The 25429-nt window shown below is 56.5% G+C and carries 19 protein-coding genes, 4 tRNA genes, 3 rRNA genes and 1 riboswitch; of the genes, 5 read left to right on the top strand and 21 right to left on the bottom strand.

Features of this window, described 5'->3' with window-relative positions; genetic code table 11:
- Window positions 1-8: 8 nt before the first annotated feature.
- The 4 genes from J1C59_RS00995 to ilvL all read right to left on the bottom strand — a co-directional run bounded on the left by J1C59_RS00995 (window position 9) and on the right by ilvL (window position 3106).
- The gene (locus J1C59_RS00995; protein WP_111141100.1) at window positions 9-938 is read right to left on the bottom strand and encodes a branched-chain amino acid transaminase; all 930 of its coding nucleotides are present in this window, start codon (window positions 936-938) and stop codon (window positions 9-11) included.
- Window positions 939-956: 18 nt separating this feature from the next.
- Window positions 957-1214, bottom strand: coding sequence for an acetolactate synthase 2 small subunit (gene ilvM, locus J1C59_RS00990; protein WP_008926359.1), 258 nt, complete (start codon window positions 1212-1214; stop codon window positions 957-959).
- Complete coding sequence (gene ilvG, locus J1C59_RS00985; RefSeq protein ID WP_128085210.1) at window positions 1211-2857, bottom strand: acetolactate synthase 2 catalytic subunit; 1647 nt, start codon at window positions 2855-2857, stop codon at window positions 1211-1213. The genes ilvM and ilvG overlap by 4 nt, the downstream gene beginning before the upstream one ends.
- 150 nt (window positions 2858-3007) lie before the next feature.
- Window positions 3008-3106 carry an ilv operon leader peptide gene (gene ilvL / locus J1C59_RS00980; protein WP_072101316.1) on the bottom strand — a complete coding sequence of 33 codons (99 nt, stop codon included), beginning with the start codon at window positions 3104-3106 and terminating at the stop codon, window positions 3008-3010.
- A gap of 330 nt (window positions 3107-3436) precedes the next feature.
- Between ilvL and J1C59_RS00975 the strand changes: the two genes are divergently transcribed.
- Window positions 3437-4957, top strand: coding sequence for a YifB family Mg chelatase-like AAA ATPase (locus tag J1C59_RS00975; protein WP_128085209.1), 1521 nt, complete (start codon window positions 3437-3439; stop codon window positions 4955-4957).
- Between the two features lie 27 nt (window positions 4958-4984).
- On the opposite strand, the gene J1C59_RS00970 is transcribed toward J1C59_RS00975, so the two are convergent.
- Window positions 4985-5323 carry a MaoP family protein gene (locus tag J1C59_RS00970; RefSeq protein WP_098052058.1) on the bottom strand — a complete coding sequence of 113 codons (339 nt, stop codon included), beginning with the start codon at window positions 5321-5323 and terminating at the stop codon, window positions 4985-4987.
- A gap of 120 nt (window positions 5324-5443) precedes the next feature.
- On the opposite strand from J1C59_RS00970, the gene hdfR reads away from it, so the two are divergent.
- A complete protein-coding gene (gene hdfR / locus J1C59_RS00965) occupies window positions 5444-6277 on the top strand; it encodes an HTH-type transcriptional regulator HdfR (protein WP_111141092.1) in 834 nt (277 codons plus the stop codon).
- 110 nt (window positions 6278-6387) lie between these two features.
- On the opposite strand, the gene J1C59_RS00960 is transcribed toward hdfR, so the two are convergent.
- From J1C59_RS00960 to btuB, 9 genes are all read right to left on the bottom strand, one after another.
- Window positions 6388-6463: transfer RNA gene (locus tag J1C59_RS00960), tRNA-Trp, on the bottom strand.
- A 7-nt stretch (window positions 6464-6470) separates the two neighbouring features.
- Window positions 6471-6547, bottom strand: a tRNA-Asp gene (locus tag J1C59_RS00955).
- 89 nt (window positions 6548-6636) lie between these two features.
- Window positions 6637-6752 (bottom strand): 5S ribosomal RNA (rrf, locus tag J1C59_RS00950).
- An 88-nt stretch (window positions 6753-6840) separates the two neighbouring features.
- Window positions 6841-9747 (bottom strand): 23S ribosomal RNA (locus J1C59_RS00945).
- A 206-nt stretch (window positions 9748-9953) separates the two neighbouring features.
- A tRNA-Ala gene (locus J1C59_RS00940) sits at window positions 9954-10029 on the bottom strand.
- Window positions 10030-10167: 138 nt separating this feature from the next.
- Window positions 10168-10244 (bottom strand) — tRNA-Ile (locus J1C59_RS00935).
- Window positions 10245-10317: 73 nt separating this feature from the next.
- Window positions 10318-11859: ribosomal RNA gene (locus tag J1C59_RS00930) — 16S ribosomal RNA — on the bottom strand.
- Together the 16S, 23S and 5S rRNA genes with 4 tRNA genes alongside form the textbook arrangement of a ribosomal RNA operon.
- A 395-nt stretch (window positions 11860-12254) precedes the next feature.
- Window positions 12255-13106 carry a glutamate racemase gene (gene murI / locus J1C59_RS00925; protein WP_128086093.1) on the bottom strand — a complete coding sequence of 284 codons (852 nt, stop codon included), beginning with the start codon at window positions 13104-13106 and terminating at the stop codon, window positions 12255-12257.
- Complete coding sequence (gene btuB, locus J1C59_RS00920; protein ID WP_128086092.1) at window positions 13051-14931, bottom strand: TonB-dependent vitamin B12 receptor BtuB; 1881 nt, start codon at window positions 14929-14931, stop codon at window positions 13051-13053. Before btuB ends, murI begins: the two co-directional genes overlap by 56 nt.
- Window positions 14932-15001: 70 nt before the next feature.
- Window positions 15002-15184: riboswitch (cobalamin riboswitch) on the bottom strand.
- Between the two features lie 110 nt (window positions 15185-15294).
- On the opposite strand from btuB, the gene trmA reads away from it, so the two are divergent.
- The gene (gene trmA, locus J1C59_RS00915) at window positions 15295-16398 is read left to right on the top strand and encodes a tRNA (uridine(54)-C5)-methyltransferase TrmA (RefSeq protein ID WP_128086091.1); all 1104 of its coding nucleotides are present in this window, start codon (window positions 15295-15297) and stop codon (window positions 16396-16398) included.
- A 42-nt stretch (window positions 16399-16440) separates the two neighbouring features.
- On the opposite strand, the gene J1C59_RS00910 is transcribed toward trmA, so the two are convergent.
- Window positions 16441-16791, bottom strand: a complete 351-nt coding sequence (locus J1C59_RS00910) for a YijD family membrane protein (protein WP_128086090.1) — start codon at window positions 16789-16791, stop codon at window positions 16441-16443.
- A gap of 14 nt (window positions 16792-16805) precedes the next feature.
- The gene (gene fabR, locus J1C59_RS00905) at window positions 16806-17453 is read right to left on the bottom strand and encodes an HTH-type transcriptional repressor FabR (RefSeq protein WP_111140431.1); all 648 of its coding nucleotides are present in this window, start codon (window positions 17451-17453) and stop codon (window positions 16806-16808) included.
- 192 nt (window positions 17454-17645) lie between these two features.
- Between fabR and sthA the strand changes: the two genes are divergently transcribed.
- Window positions 17646-19046 (top strand): Si-specific NAD(P)(+) transhydrogenase, encoded by a 1401-nt coding sequence (gene sthA / locus J1C59_RS00900; protein ID WP_013359450.1) that lies wholly within the window; start codon window positions 17646-17648, stop codon window positions 19044-19046.
- On the opposite strand, the gene oxyR is transcribed toward sthA, so the two are convergent.
- Entirely contained in the window at window positions 19029-19946 is a 918-nt protein-coding gene (oxyR, locus tag J1C59_RS00895; RefSeq protein ID WP_128086089.1) for a DNA-binding transcriptional regulator OxyR, read from the bottom strand. The two genes, sthA and oxyR, sit on opposite strands and share 18 nt — an antisense overlap.
- 124 nt (window positions 19947-20070) lie before the next feature.
- Between oxyR and J1C59_RS00890 the strand changes: the two genes are divergently transcribed.
- The gene (locus J1C59_RS00890; protein ID WP_128086088.1) at window positions 20071-20805 is read left to right on the top strand and encodes a glutathione peroxidase; all 735 of its coding nucleotides are present in this window, start codon (window positions 20071-20073) and stop codon (window positions 20803-20805) included.
- Between the two features lie 120 nt (window positions 20806-20925).
- On the opposite strand, the gene argH is transcribed toward J1C59_RS00890, so the two are convergent.
- The 4 genes from argH to argC form a co-directional block, all read right to left on the bottom strand.
- Complete coding sequence (gene argH, locus J1C59_RS00885; protein ID WP_128086087.1) at window positions 20926-22299, bottom strand: argininosuccinate lyase; 1374 nt, start codon at window positions 22297-22299, stop codon at window positions 20926-20928.
- A 90-nt stretch (window positions 22300-22389) separates the two neighbouring features.
- On the bottom strand, window positions 22390-23607 hold the full coding sequence (locus J1C59_RS00880) for an argininosuccinate synthase (RefSeq protein WP_128086086.1): 1218 nt from the start codon (window positions 23605-23607) through the stop codon (window positions 22390-22392).
- Window positions 23608-23631: 24 nt separating this feature from the next.
- On the bottom strand, window positions 23632-24408 hold the full coding sequence (gene argB, locus J1C59_RS00875) for an acetylglutamate kinase (RefSeq protein WP_128086085.1): 777 nt from the start codon (window positions 24406-24408) through the stop codon (window positions 23632-23634).
- A gap of 14 nt (window positions 24409-24422) precedes the next feature.
- Window positions 24423-25427: an N-acetyl-gamma-glutamyl-phosphate reductase gene (gene argC / locus J1C59_RS00870; protein ID WP_128086084.1), complete on the bottom strand. Its 1005-nt coding sequence runs from the start codon at window positions 25425-25427 to the stop codon at window positions 24423-24425.
- Window positions 25428-25429: the final 2 nt, after the last annotated feature.

The raw sequence follows: 25429 nt of genomic DNA, 5'->3' as shown, positions 1-25429 counted from the left end.
AGGTCTGGTTATGCGTTAACCGGGTCCAGCCAGCCCCATTTGTCTTCGGTCTCGCCGGTGAACAGGCCAAAGAATGCCTGCTGAATGCGTTTGGTGACCGGGCCGCACTTGCCTTCGCCGACCTGGATGCGGTCCACGCTGCGCACAGGGGTGATTTCTGCCGCAGTACCGGACATGAAGACTTCGTCAGCCAGGTAGAGCGACTCACGCGACAGGGTCTGTTCGCGCACTTCGATACCCATATCACGCGCCAGCGTGATGATGGCATCGCGGGTGATGCCCGGCAGTGCCGAAGAGGTAAATGGCGGGGTAAAGAGCACGCCATCTTTCACTTCAAACAGGTTTTCGCCTGCGCCTTCCGAAATCAGGCCGTTGGTATCCAGCGCGATCCCTTCCTGATAGCCGTGACGACGGGCTTCGCTGCCCACCAGCAGTGAGGAAAGGTAGTTCCCGCCCGCTTTCGCGGCGGTCGGCAGGGTGTTCGGCGCCACGCGGTTCCATGAGGAGACCATCGCATCAATACCGTTTTCCAGCGCTTCAGCGCCGAGGTAAGCCCCCCACGGGAATGCGGCGATAATCACATCGGTGGTGAAACCGTCTGGCGGGTTCACGCCCAGGCCCACATCGCCGACAAAGGCCAGCGGACGGATATAAGCACTTTTCAGTTTGTTAACGCGGATGACTTCGCGGCACGCTTCCATCAGCTCATCAACGCTGCTTTTAATCGGGAAACGGTAGATTTTGGCGGAGTCGTGCAGACGTTGCATGTGTTCGCGATGACGGAACACAACTGGTCCTTTGTGAGAGTCGTAGCAGCGCACACCTTCAAATACCGACGTACCGTAGTGCAACGCGTGGGACATGACGCTGACCTTCGCCTCTTCCCACTTAACCATCTCGCCATTGAACCAAATAAAGTCTGCTTTCTTCGTGCTCATTGTTATTCCCTCTCGCGGCTACGCGCGGATTTGTTGTGTTGTCTGTTGTTGAATCTGAACGCATGCGACGTCGATCAGTTTGCTTAACTGCGAAGACAGTAAATCGACGGAGCGCTGGCTGGCAACGGTCATTTCAATATTAATATTTTCTGCGTTGGCGACGGAGGCCATGTTCATGGAACAGACCTGAAAACCGCGGTGACGCACGACACGCAGAATGCGCTCCAATATTTCAGGACGGAATCGGGCTTCGATAGACAATTGATGCTGGTTCATACGGTTTTCTCCATCATGTGTGCATTGCTGGCACCCGGCGGTACCAGTGGCCAGACGTTTTCATGCTCATCAATTGCAACATGCAGGAAGTAAGGACCTTCGCTGTTCAGCAGAGCATCAAGGGCGGCGTCGACCTGATCTTTACGGGTAATACGCTGGCCTGGAATGTCAAAGGCACTGGCCAGCGTGAGGAAATCGGGATTGTCAGAGAGATTGGTTTCGCTATAGCGACCCTCAAAAAAGAGCTGCTGCCACTGGCGCACCATGCCCAGACGCTGGTTATCCAGCAGCAGGATCTTCACGGGCAGCCTGCCACGCTTGATGGTGCCCAGCTCCTGAATGTTCATCATGATGGAGCCATCACCTGAAACGCAGATGACGGTATCGTCCGGGCGGGCTACCTGAGCGCCGATGGCGGCGGGTAAGCCAAAGCCCATGGTGCCTAAACCGCTGGAGGTGATGAAGTTCTCTGGTGCGCTGAAAGCCATGTGCTGCGCGGTCCACATCTGGTGCTGACCCACATCGGTGGTCACTACGGCATCGGCAGATTTACGATCCGAGAGCTGCTTCAGCAGCAGCGGGGCATAGATCGCCTCGCCCGGATGGTCATAGCGCCAGGCGTGGCTGGCTTTCATCGCCTTCACCTCGTCACGCCAGGCGTCGATTTGCAGCGGCTGACTCAGCGCGGGCAGCAGATCGTTAAGATCGCCCTGCAGAGAGACATGCGCGCGACGCAGTTTGTTTAACTCTGCCGGATCGATGTCGAGATGAATGACGCTGGCGTGTGGGGCAAAGGTGTCCAGCTTGCCGGTCACGCGGTCATCGAAACGGGCACCGACCGCAATCAGCAGGTCACACGCCTGTACGGCGAAGTTAGCGGCTTTGGTACCGTGCATCCCCAGCATACCGAGGTAAACCTCGCTGTGAGGATCCACGCTGCCCAGCCCTTTTAAGGTTGCGACGGCCGGGATACCGGTCTCTTCCGCCAGCGCACGCAGTGCCGGCACGGCCTGCGCCAGACCCACGCCGCCGCCGATATACAGCATCGGTTTTCTGGCCTGCGCCATCAGGGCGCGTGCCTCGTTGATTGCCTGATGCGGCAGGCTGTTGTCCTCTTCGACCGACACCAGATGCGGCGCTGGTTCGCCCTGCGCCACCTGAATATCTTTCGGGATATCAACCAGTACCGGACCCGGACGACCCGACTGCGCCAGTGCAAACGCCTCGGCCATGATGGCGGGCAGCTCATCCAGCGACTCCACCAGGAAACTGTGTTTGGTGCAGGCCAGCGAAAGGCCCAGTACGTCGATCTCCTGGAATGCATCGGTGCCGATAAAGGCCGAGTTAACCTGGCCTGTTATCGCGACAACCGGCACAGAATCCATCATCGCATCCGCCAGGCCGGTGATCAGGTTGGTCGCGCCAGGGCCGGATGTCGCGATGCAGACACCGGTTTTGCCGGTAGAGCGCGCATAACCGATTGCTGCCATTACCGCGCCCTGCTCATGACGACACAGTAGGTGTTCCACGCCGCCATCATAGAGCGCGTCGTATACCGGCATGATCGCGCCGCCCGGGTAACCAAATACGGTATTCACACCCTGCGCGCGTAAAGCCTGAACTACCCACTGTGCACCTGTCATCGCTATTCTCCTGTGTCCTGACCGGAACAACAGAATTTTATGCTACTGTTCATTGTTTGTTCCTTGTGGATTTGCTGATATTTCCTCGGCTCGAAAAAAAACCCCCGGACCTTTCGGTGCGGGGGTTTTTTCGGATTCGAGGCTTGATTTTTAAGCCTTTCTTTCTCCAAGCGTTGCCCCGCACGGTAGGTTAATAACCACCACCACGCTAATCACGACCAGGCTAATCACTTGTAGAAGGGCTTTCATGTGTTGTTCAATTCTTTTACGTGTTCGAAGTAATGCCTACAGAGTTATCATAGTCAGGGGTCATGATACAACTTTTTTTGCAGCTTTTTTTTCACGCGCGTCAGCGAAGTCGCGCCTATCAATCTGTAATACAAGAAATAATTACATGATGATAATTATTCATCACTTTAGTGACGTAATAATATTCTGGTGGATTTGCGTACAGCTTCACAGCGTGAAAGCATCTCATGAAAACGGCACCGACAGATTGTGTAGTGCCCCGAAACGTGAAAAGTCTGCCCTCGCTTTCCTTTGACGCCGTGATCAGAATGACGGCCACAAGGAGCGGCTATGTCATTGTCTAAAGTTCTGACCCGGGCAGCGCTGGGCGTGGAAGCCCCGCTGGTGACTATCGAGGCGCATATCAGCAACGGTCTGCCCGCCTTAACGCTGGTTGGGCTGCCCGAAACTACCGTGAAAGAAGCGCGTGAGCGGGTGCGCAGCGCCATTATCAACAGCGGGTTCACCTTCCCGGCAAAGCGCCTCACCATCAATCTGGCCCCGGCAGATCTGCCTAAAGAGGGTGGACGGTATGACCTGCCTATGGCCATCGCGATTCTGGTCGCCTCTGAACAGCTTCCGGCCGATAAGCTGACACACTATGAGTTTCTGGGTGAACTGGCGCTTGACGGCGCGCTGTGCGGGGTACAGGGCGCGATTCCGGCGGCGATGAAAGCGATTCAGGCAGACCGGCAGCTGGTGCTCTCTGCGGACAATCAGGATGATGTGGGGTTAATTCGTCAGGGCACGTCGCTCGTCGCCTCCCACCTCAGCGAGGTATGCGCATTTCTGCGCGATGCGCGCACTTTGCCTGTGGCCCACTATCCTGCGCATCAGGAGCACGCGCCAGCTGACGATCTTGCGGATATGATTGGTCAGGAACAGGGGCGCAGAGCGCTGGAGATTACGGCGGCGGGCGGGCATAACCTGCTGCTGATCGGGCCGCCAGGCACCGGTAAGACCATGCTGGCCACCCGGCTCCCCGGTATCATGCCTGCACTGAGCGATCAGGAGGCGCTGGAGTGTGCGGCGATTGCAAGTCTGGTCAACAGCAGCGCCCTGCACCGCCGGTGGCGCACCCGGCCCTTCCGATCGCCTCATCACAGCGCCTCGCTCTACGCCCTGATTGGTGGCGGATCTCTGCCGCGTCCCGGCGAGATCTCGCTGGCCCATAACGGTGTACTGTTTCTGGATGAACTGCCGGAATTTGACCGCAGGGTGCTGGATTCCCTGCGCGAGCCGCTGGAGTCGGGCTGCATCGCCATTTCACGCGCCCGCGCGAAAGTCACCTATCCGGCACGCTTTCAGCTGATTGCGGCGATGAATCCAAGCCCGACAGGACATTATCAGGGGCAGCATAACCGCTGCTCGCCTCAGCAGGTGCTGCGTTACCTCAGTAAGCTATCCGGCCCTTTTCTGGATCGTTTTGATCTTTCGCTGGAGATACCGCTGCTGCCTGGAGGTATGCTCAGTGGACAACGCCCTGCTGCCGAAGCCTCTGAGCAGGTTCGTCAGCGGGTTATCGCCGCGCGTGACGTGCAGCTGGCTCGCGCCGGAAAGATTAATGCCCATCTGAATAATGCGGAGATCGTACGCTGGTGTCAGCCTGGGAAAGCGGATGCGGCGTGGCTGGAGTCCGTACTGGAGAAGCTGGGTTTATCGGTACGGGCCTGGCAGCGGATCCTGAAAGTGGCGCGTACGGTGGCCGATCTGGCCGGAGAGCCGGAGATTACGCGACTTCATCTGCAGGAGGCCGTCAGTTACCGGACGATTGATCGGTTAATGATTCATCTGCACAACAGCCTGCAATAAAAAAAGGGGCTTTCGCCCCTTTTTCTGTTAATCGTCGCTGTCGCTGAAGTCTTCAACGGTATCCATCTGTGGTTTACCACCAGACAGCGTATGGAAACGCTTCGGACGCTTGATGCGGGTCATGTATTTGGACCAGACACGTTCTGCTTCCGTCTGCGGCTCACGCACACCACGACACACTTCAATGAACAAACGTTCTTCTTCGGTTGCAGGCTCACGCTTTGATAAATCCAGCTCATTAAAGGCGAAACCGTGGCGTTCAAGAAGCTGGGCTTCTTTAATAGTAAAGTCACCGTGACGTGAGAAACCACGCGGGTAATGTTTGTTATCAAAGAAACGATTCTCTGTTGAGAAGCTTTCCGCCATGTTACACGCTCCTGATTTTCTAATGCCGTGCTGTTAATGGCGCGGAGTATTAGATAGGCTTGACAGAGTGTAAAACAAAACATTTAAATCTATACGACAAACATTTTTTGGGAGAAGGCTGTGGATACGGAATTACTGAAAACTTTCCTGGAAGTGAGCAGAACACGCCATTTCGGGCGTGCTGCAGAAGCACTTTATCTCACGCAATCTGCCGTCAGTTTTCGCATCCGTCAGTTAGAAAATCAGCTTGGTGTGAATCTTTTTACCCGCCATCGCAACAACATCCGTCTGACGGCGGCCGGAGAGCGATTACTCCCTTACGCTGAGAGCCTGATGAGCACATGGATGATGGCGAAGAAGGAGGTATCACACACCCAGCAGCATCATGAGCTATCCATAGGGGCCAGTGCTTCACTATGGGAGGCTTATCTGACGCCATGGCTACAGACGCTGTATGAGAACCGCGAGAGCCTGCATCTGGAAGCACGCGTAGCGCAACGGCATCTGCTGGTTAAGCAGCTTCATGAGCGCCAGCTGGATCTGTTGATCACGACCGAAGCGCCTAAGATGGATGAGTTAACCAGTCAGCAGATAGGGCATATCTCACTGGCGCTGTTCTGCGCCCGTCAGAGCGAGAAGCGCGAACACTACGACTACATCAAGCTGGAGTGGGGAGCCGACTTCCATCAGCATCAGAGTTATCTTTCCGGCGCTGACGATGTGCCGGTCCTGACGACAACCTCTGCACATGTTACCCGTGAACTGCTGCATACCACTGGCGCATGCGCGTTTCTGCCCGACTTCTGGCAGAGTCTCTACAGCGAATTAATGGTCATTCCGGATACACCGGTGGCCGTTCGTCCCCTCTATGCGGTCTGGTTGCAGAACAGCGATCAGCAGGCACATATCCGTCAGCTGCTGAAATTCCCGATTCTGGTCAGGCAAAATAGCTGAAATCAGGGGAAAAAACAGGCGGGAAAAATAAGAGACCAGTTAGCGTTAACTGGTTTTTTGCTTTTTTGAAGGCAAAAAAAAATCCTTTGCCGAAGCAAAGGATCGTTTTCTGGCAGGGGCGGAGGGACTCGAACCCCCAACACCCGGTTTTGGAGACCGGTGCTCTACCAATTGAACTACGCCCCTAAAAGGGTGGCGGAACGGACGGGGCTCGAACCCGCGACCCCCTGCGTGACAGGCAGGTATTCTAACCAACTGAACTACCGCTCCACCGGTTCTTTCACAGCCATCAGCGCCTCGCTGATGCCTGTCTGTTCCTTCTGTTTTTCCCTGTCAGAGGAAAAAGGAACGTGTTTGATGCCTGGCAGTTCCCTACTCTCGCATGGGGAGGCCCCACACTACCATCGGCGCTACGGCGTTTCACTTCTGAGTTCGGCATGGGGTCAGGTGGGACCACCGCGCTAAAGCCGCCAGGCAGATTCTGTCTTCCGCGCCGCCCTGGGGCCGCGCAGATTATCCGGTTCAGGCTGAAAATTGTCTCTCAAAAACGCCTCTGGCGTTGTAAGGTTAAGCCTCACGGGTCATTAGTACCGGTTAGCTCAACGCATCGCTGCGCTTACACACCCGGCCTATCAACGTCGTCGTCTTCAACGTCCCTTCAGGACTCTCAAGGAGTCAGGGAGAACTCATCTCGGGGCAAGTTTCGTGCTTAGATGCTTTCAGCACTTATCTTTTCCGCACTTAGCTACCGGGCAGTGCCATTGGCATGACAACCCGAACACCAGTGGTGCGTTCACTCCGGTCCTCTCGTACTAGGAGCAACCCCCCTCAATTCTCCAGCGCCCACGGCAGATAGGGACCGAACTGTCTCACGACGTTCTAAACCCAGCTCGCGTACCACTTTAAACGGCGAACAGCCGTACCCTTGGGACCTACTTCAGCCCCAGGATGTGATGAGCCGACATCGAGGTGCCAAACACCGCCGTCGATATGAACTCTTGGGCGGTATCAGCCTGTTATCCCCGGAGTACCTTTTATCCGTTGAGCGATGGCCCTTCCATTCAGAACCACCGGATCACTATGACCTGCTTTCGCACCTGCTCGAGCCGTCACTCTCGCAGTCAAGCCAGCTTATGCCATTGCACTAACCTCACGATGTCCGACCGTGATTAGCTGACCTTCGTGCTCCTCCGTTACTCTTTAGGAGGAGACCGCCCCAGTCAAACTACCCACCAGACACTGTCCGCACCCCGGATTACGGGGCCACGTTAGAACATCAAACATTAAAGGGTGGTATTTCAAGGATGGCTCCACGCAGACTGGCGTCCGCGCTTCAAAGCCTCCCACCTATCCTACACATCAAGGCTCAATGTTCAGTGTCAAGCTGTAGTAAAGGTTCACGGGGTCTTTCCGTCTTGCCGCGGGTACACTGCATCTTCACAGCGAGTTCAATTTCACTGAGTCTCGGGTGGAGACAGCCTGGCCATCATTACGCCATTCGTGCAGGTCGGAACTTACCCGACAAGGAATTTCGCTACCTTAGGACCGTTATAGTTACGGCCGCCGTTTACCGGGGCTTCGATCAAGAGCTTCTCCTTACGGATAACCCCATCAATTAACCTTCCGGCACCGGGCAGGCGTCACACCGTATACGTCCACTTTCGTGTTTGCACAGTGCTGTGTTTTTAATAAACAGTTGCAGCCAGCTGGTATCTTCGACTGGCTTCAGCTCCGGGAGCAAGTCCCTTCACCTACGCGCCAGCGTGCCTTCTCCCGAAGTTACGGCACCATTTTGCCTAGTTCCTTCACCCGAGTTCTCTCAAGCGCCTTGGTATTCTCTACCTGACCACCTGTGTCGGTTTGGGGTACGATTCTGTGTTACCTGATGCTTAGAGGCTTTTCCTGGAAGCAGGGCATTTATCACTTCAGCACCGTAGTGCCTCGTCGTCACGCCTCAGCGTTAAAAGAGTCCGGATTTACCTGGACCCTCCGCCTACACGCTTAAACCGGGACAACCGTCGCCCGGCTGATATAGCCTTCTCCGTCCCCCCTTCGCAGTAACACCGAGTACAGGAATATTAACCTGTTTCCCATCGACTACGCCTTTCGGCCTCGCCTTAGGGGTCGACTCACCCTGCTCCGATTAACGTTGAACAGGAACCCTTGGTCTTCCGGCGAGCGGGCTTTTCACCCGCTTTATCGTTACTTATGTCAGCATTCGCACTTCTGATACCTCCAGCATGCCTCACAGCACACCTTCGACGGCTTACAGAACGCTCCCCTACCCAGCAACGCATACGCGCCGCTGCCGCAGCTTCGGTGCATGGTTTAGCCCCGTTACATCTTCCGCGCAGGCCGACTCGACCAGTGAGCTATTACGCTTTCTTTAAATGATGGCTGCTTCTAAGCCAACATCCTGGCTGTCTGTGCCTTCCCACATCGTTTCCCACTTAACCATGACTTTGGGACCTTAGCTGGCGGTCTGGGTTGTTTCCCTCTTCACGACGGACGTTAGCACCCGCCGTGTGTCTCCCGTGATAACATTCTCCGGTATTCGCAGTTTGCATCGGGTTGGTAAGCCGGGATGGCCCCCTAGCCGAAACAGTGCTCTACCCCCGGAGATGAGTTCACGAGGCGCTACCTAAATAGCTTTCGGGGAGAACCAGCTATCTCCCGGTTTGATTGGCCTTTCACCCCCAGCCACAGGTCATCCGCTAATTTTTCAACATTAGTCGGTTCGGTCCTCCAGTTAGTGTTACCCAACCTTCAACCTGCCCATGGCTAGATCACCGGGTTTCGGGTCTATACCCTGCAACTTAACGCCCAGTTAAGACTCGGTTTCCCTGCGGCTCCCCTATACGGTTAACCTTGCTACAGAATATAAGTCGCTGACCCATTATACAAAAGGTACGCAGTCACCCCATAAAAGAGGCTCCCACTGCTTGTACGTACACGGTTTCAGGTTCTGTTTCACTCCCCTCGCCGGGGTTCTTTTCGCCTTTCCCTCACGGTACTGGTTCACTATCGGTCAGTCAGGAGTATTTAGCCTTGGAGGATGGTCCCCCCATATTCAGACAGGATACCACGTGTCCCGCCTTACTCATCGAGCTCACAGACCGTGTGTTTTTGTGTACGGGAGTATCACCCTGTACCCTGCGACTTTCCAGACGCTTCCACTAACACACAGGCTGATTCAGGCTCTGGGCTGCTCCCCGTTCGCTCGCCGCTACTGGGGGAATCTCGGTTGATTTCTTTTCCTCGGGGTACTTAGATGTTTCAGTTCCCCCGGTTCGCCTTGCAGCACTATGTATTCATGCTGCAATGATGCACAGAGTGCACCGGGTTTCCCCATTCGGACATCGACGGCTGTAGCGGTTCATATCACCTTACCGTCGCTTTACGCAGATTAGCACGTCCTTCATCGCCTCTGACTGCCTGGGCATCCACCGTGTACGCTTAGTCGCTTAACCTCACAACCCACAGGCGTTTTTCACGCTGCGGACTGCAAGCATTGAGAGACCCGACCGTATCGCTCTGCCACCCCTTATTACGGAGGGATGACGCGCTACGTCGTTTCAATTTTCAGCTTGTTCCGGATTGTTAAAGAGCATAATACTTCGCAGCACACCGTTGCCGGTACGCTCTGAGGTATTCAGAAAAAACAGTTAAAACGGTATGGTGGAGCTAAGCGGGATCGAACCGCTGACCTCCTGCGTGCAAGGCAGGCGCTCTCCCAGCTGAGCTATAGCCCCATACAGTTACTGCAGAGACCACTACGTCCAACCGAGTACACTTCGTGAGAAGTGCAATTCGTGCTCAGGCAAGGCATGTCTTCGCGAAGCATAGTGAACTATGCGAGCCGGAGACATAACGCAGCGTGAGTGCGAATTTGGTAGGCCTGAGTGGACTTGAACCACCGACCTCACCCTTATCAGGGGTGCGCTCTAACCACCTGAGCTACAAGCCTGTAGAGGTTTTTTCTGCTCGTTACTTTTTATCAGACAATCTGTGTGAGCACTGCGCGGGAAGGTATCTTAAGGTAAGGAGGTGATCCAACCGCAGGTTCCCCTACGGTTACCTTGTTACGACTTCACCCCAGTCATGAATCACAAAGTGGTAAGCGCCCTCCCGAAGGTTAAGCTACCTACTTCTTTTGCAACCCACTCCCATGGTGTGACGGGCGGTGTGTACAAGGCCCGGGAACGTATTCACCGTGGCATTCTGATCCACGATTACTAGCGATTCCGACTTCACGGAGTCGAGTTGCAGACTCCGATCCGGACTACGACGCACTTTGTGAGGTCCGCTTGCTCTCGCGAGGTCGCTTCTCTTTGTATGCGCCATTGTAGCACGTGTGTAGCCCTACTCGTAAGGGCCATGATGACTTGACGTCATCCCCACCTTCCTCCGGTTTATCACCGGCAGTCTCCTTTGAGTTCCCGACCGAATCGCTGGCAACAAAGGATAAGGGTTGCGCTCGTTGCGGGACTTAACCCAACATTTCACAACACGAGCTGACGACAGCCATGCAGCACCTGTCTCAGCGTTCCCGAAGGCACCGGGGCATCTCTGCCCCGTTCGCTGGATGTCAAGAGTAGGTAAGGTTCTTCGCGTTGCATCGAATTAAACCACATGCTCCACCGCTTGTGCGGGCCCCCGTCAATTCATTTGAGTTTTAACCTTGCGGCCGTACTCCCCAGGCGGTCGACTTAACGCGTTAGCTCCGGAAGCCACTCCTCAAGGGAACAACCTCCAAGTCGACATCGTTTACGGCGTGGACTACCAGGGTATCTAATCCTGTTTGCTCCCCACGCTTTCGCACCTGAGCGTCAGTCTTCGTCCAGGGGGCCGCCTTCGCCACCGGTATTCCTCCAGATCTCTACGCATTTCACCGCTACACCTGGAATTCTACCCCCCTCTACGAGACTCAAGCCTGCCAGTTTCAAATGCAGTTCCCAGGTTAAGCCCGGGGATTTCACATCTGACTTAACAGACCGCCTGCGTGCGCTTTACGCCCAGTAATTCCGATTAACGCTTGCACCCTCCGTATTACCGCGGCTGCTGGCACGGAGTTAGCCGGTGCTTCTTCTGCGGGTAACGTCAATCGGCGCGGTTATTAACCGCACCGCCTTCCTCCCCGCTGAAAGTACTTTACAACCCGAAGGCCTTCTTCATACACGCGGCATGGCTGCATCAGGCTTGCGCCCATTGTGCAATATTCCCCACTGCTGCCTCCCGTAGGAGTCTGGACCGTGTCTCAGTTCCAGTGTGGCTGGTCATCCTCTCAGACCAGCTAGGGATCGTCGCCTAGGTGGGCCATTACCCCGCCTACTAGCTAATCCCATCTGGGTTCATCCGATAGTGAGAGGCCCGAAGGTCCCCCTCTTTGGTCTTGCGACGTTATGCGGTATTAGCCACCGTTTCCAGTGGTTATCCCCCTCTATCGGGCAGATCCCCAGACATTACTCACCCGTCCGCCACTCGTCACCCGAGGAGCAAGCTCCTCTGTGCTACCGTCCGACTTGCATGTGTTAGGCCTGCCGCCAGCGTTCAATCTGAGCCATGATCAAACTCTTCAATTTAAAGTTTGATTTGCCGGAACAAGTCCAGCGATGCTCATCTGTAAAACGTCATAATGAATTTCATTATGTGTTCACTCGTGAGGCTTAATATTTTTTGCGTCCGGAGACGCTGATATCAATCCTGCGAGTGCCCACACAGATTGTCTGATAAATTGTTAAAGAGCATGCCGCGATTTACTGCGGCGCGGGCTGCGTATATTACGCTTTCCGCATTGTCAGTCAAGCATTTATTTTCGCTTAACTCACTGGTTCGTATGATTTCGAACCTACTCAACCCGGCGCTTCGTAAGCCGTTGTGCCGTGTCAGTGGAGGCGCATTATAGGGAGTTCTCGGAGGCTGACAAGCGCTAATTTCAAATAAAATTCCGAGTGCTGTTTTTTTCAGCGAAAAGCCGCTAAAGCGCCAGTTTTTCCAGCAACGGGAAGCCATAACGCTGCAGAACGGGTGATAATTGTACGGCTTCGCCATCCAGCGCCGTGCAAAAAGCGACGTTCTGCTGCGATGAGTGCACCTCAGGCGCTTCATGTTCCAGCAGCCAGGCCGTGCGTCGTGCTATCGCCGCACCGGAATCGATCAGACGCGTGCCTTCCGGTAACACCTGCTGCAGCTCTTCACGCAGTAAAGGAAAGTGCGTACAGCCTAACACGACCGTATCCGGAGGCTCAGCCATCCGCAGCCACGGCTGAACGATGCGGCGTACTTCTTCCAGTGCGACCTGCGCGCCGTGGAGCTTAGCTTCGGCCAGCTCCACCAGCTCCGCCGACCCCAGCATCTCGATGTGACAGGAACCGGCAAACTGCGCCACCAGCTCATGCGTATAAGGACGACGCACCGTCGCCCGTGTGGCCAGCAAGCCCACCACGCCATTTCGCGTCAGCCGCGCAGCCGGTTTAATCGCAGGCACGACCCCTACCACAGGAAACACAAAGCGCTCCCGCAGCGCGGGCAGTGAAACCGTGCTGGCCGTATTACAGGCGATGATGACGAGTGAGAGCGGATAACGCTGAGTAATCGCCTCAACGATGGCAACGACCCGATCGACAATAAAGGTTTCGCTTTTCTCCCCATAAGGGAAGCCGGCGTTATCGAAGGCGTAAAGATAATGAAGATCCGGCAGGAGCTGCCGGACTTCATCATAGACAGAAAGCCCGCCGACGCCGGAATCAAAGACCAGCACCGTGGGGCGCAAATCAGAAGGTGTAGCTGCCGCTGAGGTAATACTCTCGTCCTGGAGTCTGATAGCCATACGCTGTCTCGTAATCTTTATCGAACAGGTTGGCAATTCTACCACGAACCGTGAGCTGTGAAGTGACAGGATATGAGACCGCGAGATCCCACAGGCTGACGCCGCCTGATTTCACGCGACGGCTGGGCGTGCTGTTGAAGTCCGTGTCATATCGCTCGCCCAGATAGTGATAAGTCACGGACCAGTCAAACGTGTACAGCGTCCAGTCGAGCTGATACTTCACCTGCTGCTTCGCCCGGCGAATGAGCGGCTGGTCGGTGATGCCATCCCGCGCATCGACATAATCGTACGAGAGCTGATGTGTCAGCGGACCGGTATCAAATCCGGCGGTGGCCTCAACGCCCTTAATGCGCGCCTGCTGAGTGTTGTAGTAGCGGAAGGTCTGCGGATCGCTATCAATCAGGTTATCAATGTCATTGCGATAGCCTGATACGCGCCAGTTCACCGACCCGCTCAGCCCTTCAACCCCGCCTTCCCACTGCTTACTTTTTTCCGGATCGAGGTCACGATTGCCATAAAGCGGGCTATAGACCTGCGACAGGTTCGGCGCCTTAAATGCGGTGCCGTACGACGCAAAGAGGCGATAGCCAGAGATAAACTCCCATGATGCCGCCGTCTGCCAGGTGTTATGCCAGCCGAACTGGTTGTTGTCGTCACTGCGCACCGCCCCTTCCAGCGTGACGCTGCCCACCTGCTGCTGGCCGGTCAGGTAGAGACCGGTGTTGCGCTGCTCATAGCCGTCAGACAGATAGTTAGTTCCCGGCTCGGTCGTCTCTTTCTGCCAGTCGATACCGGCGCTGATCGCCCCCTGCCCCACCTGCACGGTGTTGCCCCACTGCAGGTTGTACTGAGTCACATCATCCAGGGTGGATGCCGCGCCGTAGCGGCCATTGCGCGGGTCGTAGTTGATGTCTTTGGTATGCCCATAACTGGCGATGAGCTGGGTCGAGTAAACGTCACGGTGGAAGCGTAAACCGGTATCCCAGGTCTGGCTGTAGAGCTGCCGGGTATCCGCCAGCCCGACGATACGGGTGAAGCTCTCATCGTAACTGTAAGAGCCATCATAGGCGGTGCGGTTATCAAACCCATAGCCGCGCACAAAACCGCTCAGCTCATCGCTGAACTGATGCTCCAGGGTGCCATAGAGCGTTTTGCTCATGAAGCCGTCGCGATCGTGCTGGGCCGGGCCATAGCTGTTCGGGTAACCCGCCACCACATCATAGCCTCGGGTATAGGTGTAGTTGCCTGCCAGCGTCAGCGTGGTCGCATCGCCCAGCGCCTGCTGAGTGGAGCCATCGTAAGCTTGATACCCCCGCGAGCCCAAGCCCGCCGTCAGCGTGCTGCCCGGCTGCGCGCGACCGGTGATGATATTGACGACGCCGCCAATGGCATCCGAACCGTAAACCGCCGAACGCGCGCCGCGAATATATTCGATGCGCTGGACCAGCGACAGGGGGATCTGGCTGAGGTCAGACGAACCGCTGATGCCCGCCTGATTAAGCCGGATGCCATCAATCAGGATCAGCACATGCCGGGATTCGGTGCCCCGGATAAACAGAGAGCTCTGCTGACCCAATCCGCCATTCTGCGCCACATCGACACCCGGCAGGCGGCGCATGACATCGGTCAGGCTTCTGGCCTGCCAGCGGTCGATCTCATCACGCGTGACGACGGTCGTGGGCGCCAGCACGCCCGAAACAGGTTCAGCAAAGCGGTTAGCGGTGACAATTTGCGTTTCATCATTCGCCTGCGCATAACCGTTTTGCGCCCAGAGAGAAATCGCCGTGACGCTCAGAGCGCACAGCGAAAGTGTTTTTTTTGTCATTTATTAAAGCATCCATAAGATCCGGCAGGATGCCGCAGGCCGACAATCGATAGCACGCGATGATTGTACGAGTAGCGACGTTACACCGGCAGGTCTTCGGGCTGGGAACCATAAGTGATGATGACTTCCCATCCCGCAGGACAGTGTCTGCACTTGCACACATCACGACATTCCTTACCGCTGCGCGTCAGCTCCAGATTTACACTGGATTCCCTATTAACTCGGGCATGAGGCCGGCGTCAGCAGTCTACGGAGTGAGCACAGGGAAGTCCAGATAGCCGGGTATCTTCTCGCTGCGGGACTGGACATCAGCAAGTGAATGCCTACAATCGCCCGCTGGTAAGCTATTAATCAGGACTGCTCATGACACCCGAACATCTCCCCATTGAAGAGTATGACGCCCAGCTGGCGGAAAAAGTCAGTCGTTTAGAGACGATGATGACGCCATTTGCGGCGCCCGACGTGGAGGTGTTCCGTTCACCGGTCAGCCACTATCGGATGCGCGCCGAATTTCGTCTGTGGCATGACGGCGATGACATCTATCACATCATCTTCGATCAGCAGACGCGTGAGCGGATCCGCGTTGATCAGTTCCCGGCAGCCAGCCAGCTGATCAATCAGCTGATGCCGAAGATGATCGCCGCGATCCGCGATAACCGCCTCCTGCGTCATAAGCTGTTTCAGATCGACTATCTCTCGACCCTGAGCAACCAGATTGTGATTTCACTGCTCTATCACCGCAAGCTGGATGATGAGTGGCAGCAGGCCGCCGCAGCGCTGCGTGACCAGCTCCGCGCTGAAGGGCTGGATGTGCAGCTGATTGGTCGCGCGACTAAAACCAAAATCTGTCTGGATCGCGACTACGTGGATGAGTGTCTGCCAGTGGCCGGCCGCGAGATTATCTATCGTCAGGTCGAGAACAGTTTTACCCAGCCCAATGCGGCGATGAACATTCAGATGCTGGAGTGGGCGCTGGATGTGACACGGGATTCACAGGGCGACCTGCTGGAACTCTACTGTGGCAATGGTAACTTTTCGCTGGCGCTGGCCCGCAATTTCCGTCGCGTGCTGGCCACGGAGATCGCTAAGCCATCCGTCGCTTCAGCCCAGTACAATATTGCGGTTAACCAGATCGATAACGTGCAGATCATTCGTATGGCGGCGGAAGAGTTTACGCAGGCGATGAAGGGTGTGCGCAGCTTCAATCGTCTGGAAGGCGTTGACCTGAGCAGCTACGACTGCGAAACGATTTTTGTCGACCCGCCGCGCAGCGGACTGGATGAAGAGACGGTGAAGATGGTGCAGGCCTATCCGCGCATCCTTTATATCTCCTGTAATCCGCAGACCCTGAGCGACAATCTGCAGACGCTGGCGGAAACGCACGACGTGACGCGGCTGGCGCTGTTCGATCAGTTCCCCTATACCCACCATATGGAATGCGGCGTGCTGCTGACGCGAAAAGCGTAAATAAAAACGGGAACCCTGCGGTTCCCGTTTTTGTTATCACGTTTAGTGACGCTTGCGTTTGAACCGCGTTGCAATCCAGAACACCAGCGCCACCATCAGCACGGTCGGCACGAAGTTCGATCCGATATCCGGATACTCTGCCCGCACCAGCGCGCTATAGACCAGGATTCCCAGCAGGAAAAAGGCGGCCGCCAGGCCTGGCATGCCGTCCGGCATATTGGTGTTGAGATAACGCTGATGCAGGCACCAGGCCGCCAGGCCCAGGGCAATCAGCGGAAAAATCGAAAAGGGAACAAAGGCGCTGAACAGCACCGAAAACGAGCCGTTAATCGCTAAGCCGGTAATAAAAGCCAGCGCCAGCGTGCTTTTATCGCGAATGCCTGGGTGGGTCATGGACGGATCCTTACTCATTGTTCTTCGGGTTTTTCCAGGGTAACCGCCAGACGCTCCTGCTCGCGGCGGTACCAGTAATAGGCGCCTTTGGCGATCATGCGCAGCTGTAGCACCAGCCGATCCTCCAGCTTGCGTCGCTGCTCCGTATCAACGTCGAGTGCTTCTGCACCGGCGCTGAAGACTATCGTCACCATCGCTTCCGCCTGCGCTTCGGTGAAACTGCGCGGCATGCGATTTTCGACCTCAAGATAATCCGCCAGTTCAGCGATAAAGTGCTGAATTTCACGCGCCACCGCGGCACGAAAAGCGGCAGAGGTGCCGGAACGTTCGCGCAGCAACAGGCGGAAAGCGTTGGGGTTGTTGCCGATAAACTCCATAAAGGTCGCGACCGACGTTTTGATGATGCTGCCGCCTTTGGCGATACGCTGGCGCGCCTGACGCATCAGCTGGCGCAGCATCAGTCCGCTTTCATCCACCATCGTCAGGCCGAGTTCATCAACATCCTTGAAATGGCGGTAGAACGAGGTGGGTGCGATGCCCGCTTCGCGGGCAACTTCCCGCAGGCTCAGACTGGCAAAACTGCGTTCGGCGCTGAGCTGACTGAAAGCCGCTTCAATCAGTGTACGTCGTGTACGTTCTTTCTGTTGCGCTCTGACGCCCATTCTCTCTGCCTTTAGCGGTATTAAGGGGTCACTATATCAAAATTTTCAGCGTACAGAGTGGCAATATTTGTCACCGCCTGTGAACCTCACTCTTTGTCAAACTGTGATGAAAATCGCTGATAGAATTCAGAAGTGCGCGACGAGATGTTAGAATCTCGTTGTAAAAATGTATAAATAATAGGACGTATCGGTATGCAAAAGTCTTACGATTACGATGCCATTGTGATTGGCTCAGGGCCCGGCGGTGAAGGTGCGGCGATGGGGCTGGTAAAACAGGGCGCGCGCATCGCCGTGATCGAACGCTATCACAACATCGGTGGCGGTTGTACGCACTGGGGCACCATCCCCTCCAAAGCCCTTCGCCACGCCGTCAGCCGCATTATCGAATTCAACCAGAACCCGCTCTACAGCGACCATACCCGTCTGCTTCGCTCCTCTTTTGCCGACATCCTTAACCATACGGAAAACGTCATCAGCCAGCAGACAGCGATGCGCCAGGGCTTCTATGAGCGCAACCGCTGCGAGCTTTATCAGGGCGATGCGCATTTCGTGGATGCCAATACGATCGAGATTGAACAGCCGGACGGCACCCGCGAAACGCTGACGGCAGAGAAGTTTGTTATCGCCTGTGGCTCACGCCCCTATCATCCTGATGATGTGGACTTCACCCATCCGCGCGTTTATGACTCCGACTCGATCCTCAACCTGCACCACGAACCCGGCCACGTCATTATCTATGGCGCGGGCGTGATTGGCTGTGAGTATGCGTCGATTTTCCGTGGCCTGAACGTCAAGGTTGACCTGATTAACACCCGCGATCGCCTGCTGGCGTTCCTGGATCAGGAGATGTCTGACTCGCTCTCATATCACTTCTGGAACAGCGGCGTGGTGATTCGTCACAACGAAGAGTTCGAGAAGATCGAAGGCGTGGAAGATGGCGTGATCATGCACCTGAAGTCGGGCAAAAAGGTGAAGGCGGACTGCCTGCTGTACGCCAATGGCCGTACCGGTAACACCGACTCGCTGTCGCTGGAGAATGTCGGGCTGGAAGCCGATGGTCGTGGCCTGCTGAAAGTAAACAGCATGTATCAGACCGCGCAGCCGCACATCTACGCCGTGGGTGACGTGATTGGCTACCCGAGCCTGGCCTCTGCCGCCTACGACCAGGGACGCATTGCCGCGCAGGCGATCATCAAAGGGGAAGCGTCAGCGCACCTGATCGAAGATATTCCGACCGGGATTTATACCATTCCTGAGATCAGCTCTGTGGGGAAAACCGAGCAGCAGCTGACAGCGATGAAGGTGCCGTATGAAGTGGGCCGCGCGCAGTTCAAACATCTGGCGCGAGCGCAGATCGTGGGGATGAACGTCGGCAGCCTGAAGATTCTCTTCCACCGGGAAACCAAAGAGATACTGGGGATCCACTGCTTTGGCGAACGTGCCGCCGAGATTATTCACATCGGTCAGGCCATTATGGAACAGAAAAATGGTGGCAACACGATTGAGTATTTCGTGAATACCACCTTTAACTATCCGACCATGGCCGAAGCCTATCGCGTTGCCGCGTTAAACGGCTTAAACCGCCTGTTTTAGGGTGGCGTCGAAATAGTGCTCCATATGGGTTTTGATCGCCTCTGCCAGCTGTTCATAACGGCTGCGCAGAGGGGAACCCGGACGGTAAACCAGCGCGATCGTCCGCTTGGGCACCGGCTTATAGCAGGGAAGATAGCAGACCCCATCCCGGATGCGTTCCGGCGGTACGGCCAGCGCCGGTAACAGCGTAATGCCGCTGCCCGCCGCTACCATGTTGCGCAGCGTCTCCAGGCTGGTCGCGCGGAAATGGGTATCTTCATCCGCTCCCGCCTCAAAGCAGAAGCCCATCGCCTGGTCACGCAGACAGTGGCCATCCTCCAGCATCAGCAGTTTTTCGCCTGCCAGATCGGACATCGGCACCCGGTCGCGGTCACACCACGGATGATCCGCATAGACGGCCAGCTTCATCGGCTCATCAAACAGCGGCACCTCGATAAAGGCTTCGCTCTCTTTGACCAGCGCGACAATCGCGCAGTCCAGCTTGCCGCTGTCGAGTTGCGCCAGCAGCTGCAGCGTCTGCGCTTCGTGCAGATACATCTCCAGTTTCGGGAACGTCTGATGCAGCGTCGGGATAATCTGGGGCAGCAGGTAGGGCGCGGTCGTCGGGATCAGACCGATATGCAGCGGACCGGACATCGCTTCCCCTTGCTGACTGGCCATCTCTTTCAGCACCTTCACTTCCCGCAGCACCGTTCGCGCCTGATCCACCAGCAGCAGCCCCGCCTGGGTGAACAGCACTTTGCGACTGGTGCGCTCCAGCAGCATCACGCCCAGCTCATCTTCCAGCTTGCGGATCTGCCCGCTTAACGTGGGCTGACTGACATGACAGGCATCCGCAGCACGACGAAAGTGGCGGTGTTCAGCAAGCGAAACCAGATATTCAAGATCACGGATATTCATTATTACCCTCCAGACCACGATAGCCCGTGGCGATAGATAGAATAGCAATGAACGATTGGCCCTATCAAGGGCGGTTGGGAATAATGCGCGCATCAAATGGAACGCGGTTGATCAGGAGTCGTAAATGTTTGCAGGTCAGGAAGGTAAAGCAGTCCCATCAGTGACTTTTCACACACGCCAGGGCGACCGCTGGGTCGATGTCACCACCGACGCGCTGTTTAAAGATAAAACGGTTATCGTGTTTTCACTGCCGGGGGCGTTTACACCCACCTGCTCATCCACTCATCTGCCGCGCTACAACGAATTAGCGGGACAGTTTACCCGCCTGGGCGTGGACAGCATCCTGTGCGTTTCGGTGAATGACACCTTTGTGATGAACGCCTGGAAAGCGGAGCAGCGCGCCGACCACATCACCTTCATTCCCGATGGCAACGGTGAGTTTACCCGCGGAATGGCGATGCTGGTTGAGAAAGCCGACCTCGGCTTTGGCCCCCGCTCATGGCGCTACTCCATGCTGGTGCGTAACGGCGTGGTAGAGAAAATGTTTGTGGAGCCGAATCAGCCTGGCGATCCGTTCGAAGTGTCTGATGCGGACACCATGCTGCGCTACCTCGATCCGGCCTGTAAAGCTCAGGAGTCAGTCGCTATCTTTACCAAACCTGGCTGCACCTTCTGCATTCAGGCAAAACAGATGCTGGTCGACCAGGGGATTCAGTACGAAGAGATTGTGCTGGGCCAGGATGCGACCACGGTGAGTCTGCGTGCCGTGACCGGCCGCGCGACGGTGCCGCAAATCTTCATCGGTGGTCGTCACATTGGCGGGAGTGACGATCTGCAGCAATACTTGCTGTCAGCGTAAAAAATCTGGGTGTCAGCCGGGAGAGCTGGCGCTCTGATGATGTGCCTATAAAAAAAGTAGTTGTTCTGAAGCTAGAGGTTGGCGGGCATCTGAAATGCCCGCTTTTTTTTTATCTGCGAATTACGCCAGACGCTGTTTTGCGTCATTGATGGCACGCGCCACCTGCTGCGGAGAGACCCCACCCTGCGCATTACGCTTATCCAGACAGGATTGCAGCGCCAGGATCGGATAGACATCCTCACCAATCACCGTGCTGTACTGCTGCAGCGTCGCCAGCGGCAGCGCTTCCAGCGCCACGCCCTCGCCAATCGCGGCCACGACCACTTCGCCGACAATATGGTGCGCTTCACGGAACGGCACGCCTTTGGCAACCAGATAGTCCGCCAGCTCGGTAGAGTTTGCGTAACCCTGTTCGGCAGCTTCCTGGCAGCGCGGACGTTTAACCTGCAGGCCATCCAGCACCAGCACCGACATATGCAGGCAGTCGAGCCAGGTGTCGAGCGCGTCGAACAGCCCCTCTTTGTCTTCCTGCATATCTTTGTTGTAGGCCAGCGGCAGCCCCTTCAGCGTCATCATCATGCCGGTCAGTGCGCCCTGTACCCGGCCGCACTTGCCGCGAATCAGCTCCAGCGCATCCGGGTTTTTCTTCTGCGGCATCAGCGAAGAGCCGGAGGTCACTTTGTCTGACAGCTCAATAAAGCCCGCTTCGCCGGTATTGAAGAAGATCATATCCTCGGCAAAGCGCGACAGATGCACCATGCCGATTGCGGCATCGGAGAGCAGCTCCAGCACGTGGTCGCGGTCTGAGACGGTGTCCAGACTGTTGCGCGTGGCAGACGCAAAGCCCAGCCAGCCTGCCAGCTGCTGACGGTCAATTTCGTAAGCGGTACCGGCCAGTGCGCCGCAGCCCAGCGGGCTGACATCCAGCCGCTTCAGCGTATCCTGCAGACGGCTCTCATCGCGCGCCAGCATTTCAACATAGGCGAGACACCAGTGCGCAAACGTCACCGGCTGAGCACGCTGCAGGTGGGTGTAGCCCGGCATCACCGCATCCTGATTGGCTTCCGCCGTCACCACCAGCGCCTGCTGCAGATCGCGTGTCGCGCCCAGCAGCGCCTCAATCTGCATCTTGCACCAGAGCTTCAGATCGGTCGCGACCTGATCGTTACGGCTACGGCCGGTGTGCAGTTTTTTGCCCAGTGCGCCGACCTTGTCGATCAGCTGCCCTTCCACCCAGCTGTGGATATCTTCGGCATCGCTCTGCAGAATCTGCTCAGGATTTTCACGCACGTCCTGCAGTAACGTATTCAGGGCTGCTTCCAGCTGCTGCTGCTCATCCTGAGTCAGGACATTCACCGTCACCAGCGCTTTGGACCAGGCAACAGAGCCAATGATGTCCTGCTCTGCCAGGCGGTAATCGAAGCGCAGCGAGTCGTTGAACTGTTTGAAACGTTGATCCGCTGCCTGAGTAAACCGTCCACCCCAAAGTGCCATGTGAAAACTCCTCTGAATCGTTAAACAAGAGGCGGCATAAATGCCGCCCCTGAAGTGAAACTGTGAGGCGGGGCGTACCCCGCCCGAAAATTACTTCTTCTGCTCGTTCAGGGCACGGATGCGCGACGAGAGTGAGAACAGACGGATGAAGCCGCCCGCATGACGGTGATCGTAAACTTCATCTTCGCCGAAGGTCGCGAACTCTTCTGAGTAGAGGCTGTTCGCAGAACGCTTCCGGGTCGCGGTTGCGTGGCCTTTAAAGAGCTGCAGCACCACTTCACCGTTCACCTCTTCCGCCAGCGATTCGGCCGCTGCCTGAATCGACTTACGCAGCGGCGCGAACCAGCGGCCGTCATAGACGACGTAGGACATTTCGTGACCCAGCTGCTCACGCCATTTGAAGCTGTCGCGATCCAGAACCAGCTGCTCTACCGCACGCAGGGCGTTGACCATGATGGTGCCGCCAGGCGTTTCATAGCAGCCGCGCGATTTAATGCCGACCAGACGGTTTTCAACGATATCGATACGGCCCACGCCATGCTTCGCGCCGAGCACGTTGAGTTTTTCCAGACACTGGAACGGGCTCATTTTTTCGCCGTTGACGGCAACAACCCGACCTTTCTCTACGGTCACGGTCACGTCTTCAGGCTGATCGGGCGCCTCCAGCGGATCGACAGTCCAGACCCAGCAATCTTTGTTCGGTGCATTCGCCGGGCTTTCCAGCACGCCGCCTTCGGTGGAGATGTGCCACGCGTTTTCGTCACGGCTGTAGATTTTTTCCAGCGACGCGGTCGTCGGGATGTTGCGCTCTTTCAGGTAGTCCAGCAGGGCTTCACGTGAACGCAGGTTCCACTCACGCCACGGTGCCACCACTTTCAGCTGCGGCGCCAGCGCGGTGTAGGTGGTTTCGAAACGCACCTGGTCATTTCCTTTACCGGTTGCGCCGTGGCACAGCGCATCAGCACCCACTTTCAGTGCCAGCTCAACCTGCGCTTTTGCGATGATAGGACGCGCCATTGAGGTACCCAGCAGGTAGGTGCCTTCGTACAGGGCGCCGGTCTGCAGCACCGGATAAACATAGTCGCTGATGAACTCTTCACGCAGGTCAACCACGTGGCACTCAGAGGCGCCGGACTGCAGGGCTTTCTTCTCCACACCTTCCAGATCGCTGCGCTCCTGACCGATATCCGCAACAAAAGCGACCACTTCACAGCCGCCGTAGTTCTCTTTCAGCCATGGAATGATGGCTGACGTATCCAGACCGCCGGAGTAAGCCAGAACGATTTTTTTGATGTTTTGCGTTTGCATTTCGTAATCCTTGAATCAGAGTCGTTAAGCGAGAATCCGGGTGCCAATCGACACGCCGTTAAACAGGTCAGGCAGCCGCTCGGCGTGACGCCAGCTGGCAATATCCACCGGGCGGCCCAGGGTACGTGCCGCATCAAGCGCAGCGTGTACCTTCACAATCATGCCATCGGTGATGATGCCCTGGGTAATCAGCTGTTCAGCTTTATCGGCCGTCATCTCTTCGATGCGCTGGCCTTTCCCGTCGAGAATACCACTGACGTCAGACAACAGAACCAAATCCGCGCCCAGCGTCGAGGCGAGAGCGGTCGCCGCCTGGTCCGCGTTGACGTTCATCAGTTCACCGCTGTCTGTAATACCGATTGAGCTGACTACCGGCAGATAACCGGCCGCCAGCAGGGTGTTCAGCAGGGCCGGATCGCCCGGCATCGCGTGGCCGACATGGCCAAGCTCTTCGTCAAACGGCGTAACATTGACGATGCCCGCATCACCCAGGCAGAGACCCACCGCGCGGATGCCCGATTTTTTGGCCCAGGCCAGCAGCGTTTTGTTGGCGGTTCCCGCCAGCGCACCGGTAATAATGTCGATCTGGTCGGCAGGCGTCACGCGCAGGCCGTTTTTCTTCATCACCGGCAGCGCCAGCTTTTTCATCAGTTCATCCACCAGGCAACCGCCGCCGTGGACAATGATCAGCGGACGCTGATGGGCGCTGCGCCAGGTCAGCAGCGCGTCAAACAGGCGGGCCAGCGCTTCTTCGCTGTCTAACAGCACACCGCCCAGCTTGATAATCAATGGATTGGTCATGGTTTCGTTATCCGTTAAATCAGTGACTGCGTTTCAGGGAAGCCGAACCGGATGTTCAGGCACTGTACCGCCTGCGATGCCGCGCCTTTCAGCAGGTTATCTTCGGCGGCCACCACAATCAGATGTTCGCCCTGCATCTCAAAACCGATATCGCAGAAGGGCTGGCCCACCACGGCTTTCAGCGCCGGGACGCCCTGCTCATAGAGCCGCACCAGCGGTTTATCATCATAGGCGCGATGGAACACAGCGGCGACATCCTCACGGCTCACACCCGCTTTCAGACGGCAGGTAATGGTCGCCAGAATACCGCGTGGGAAACTCCCCAGATGCGGCGTGAAGATCACCGGTGTGCCGAGGTGCGCAACGATTTCCGGATGATGGCGATGGTTAAACAGGCCGTAAGGCTGCAGGCTGACCTCGCAGAAGCTGGTGCCGACGCTGGCTTTACGTCCGGCACCGCTCACGCCGCTGGTGGCGTTGATGACCGGCCACTGCGCATCGTTTAACAGCCCGGCTTCCACCAGCGGCTTCAGCGCCAGCTGCGCGGCGGTCGGGTAGCAGCCGGGGACGGCCACCAGCTGCGCCTGCTGAATTTTATCGTGCTGATATTCCGCCAGACCGTAAACAGCCTTATCCAGCCACTCGCCATGCTGATGGGTGAAGCCATAGAAGCGGGTGTAGAAATCGGCGTCGTTGACGCGGAACGCGCCCGACAGGTCAAAGACCACACAACCGGCTTTGAGAAACTCCGGGGCCAGATCGTGGCTGACTTCATGGGCGGTCGCCAGGAACACCACATCCACTTTGCCGGCCCACTCCGCCGCGCTGCTCAGCGGCTGCAGCGGAAGATCCACCACGCCTTTCAGCTGCGGATGAAGGTCGGAGAGGCGCTTACCGGCATCAGGGCTTTGCGCGGAAACCGCCAAAGCGGTTATGTTGATATGTGGATGACGATTCAGGAAGGTGGCAAGCTCTGTACCAGCGTAACCACTGGCACCAACGATCAGCGTATTCAACATCA

It is taken from the genome of Pantoea deleyi, from assembly GCF_022647325.1.
GTDB lineage: Bacteria > Pseudomonadota > Gammaproteobacteria > Enterobacterales > Enterobacteriaceae > Pantoea > Pantoea deleyi.
This window is presented reverse-complemented; position numbering and strand designations above follow the sequence as displayed.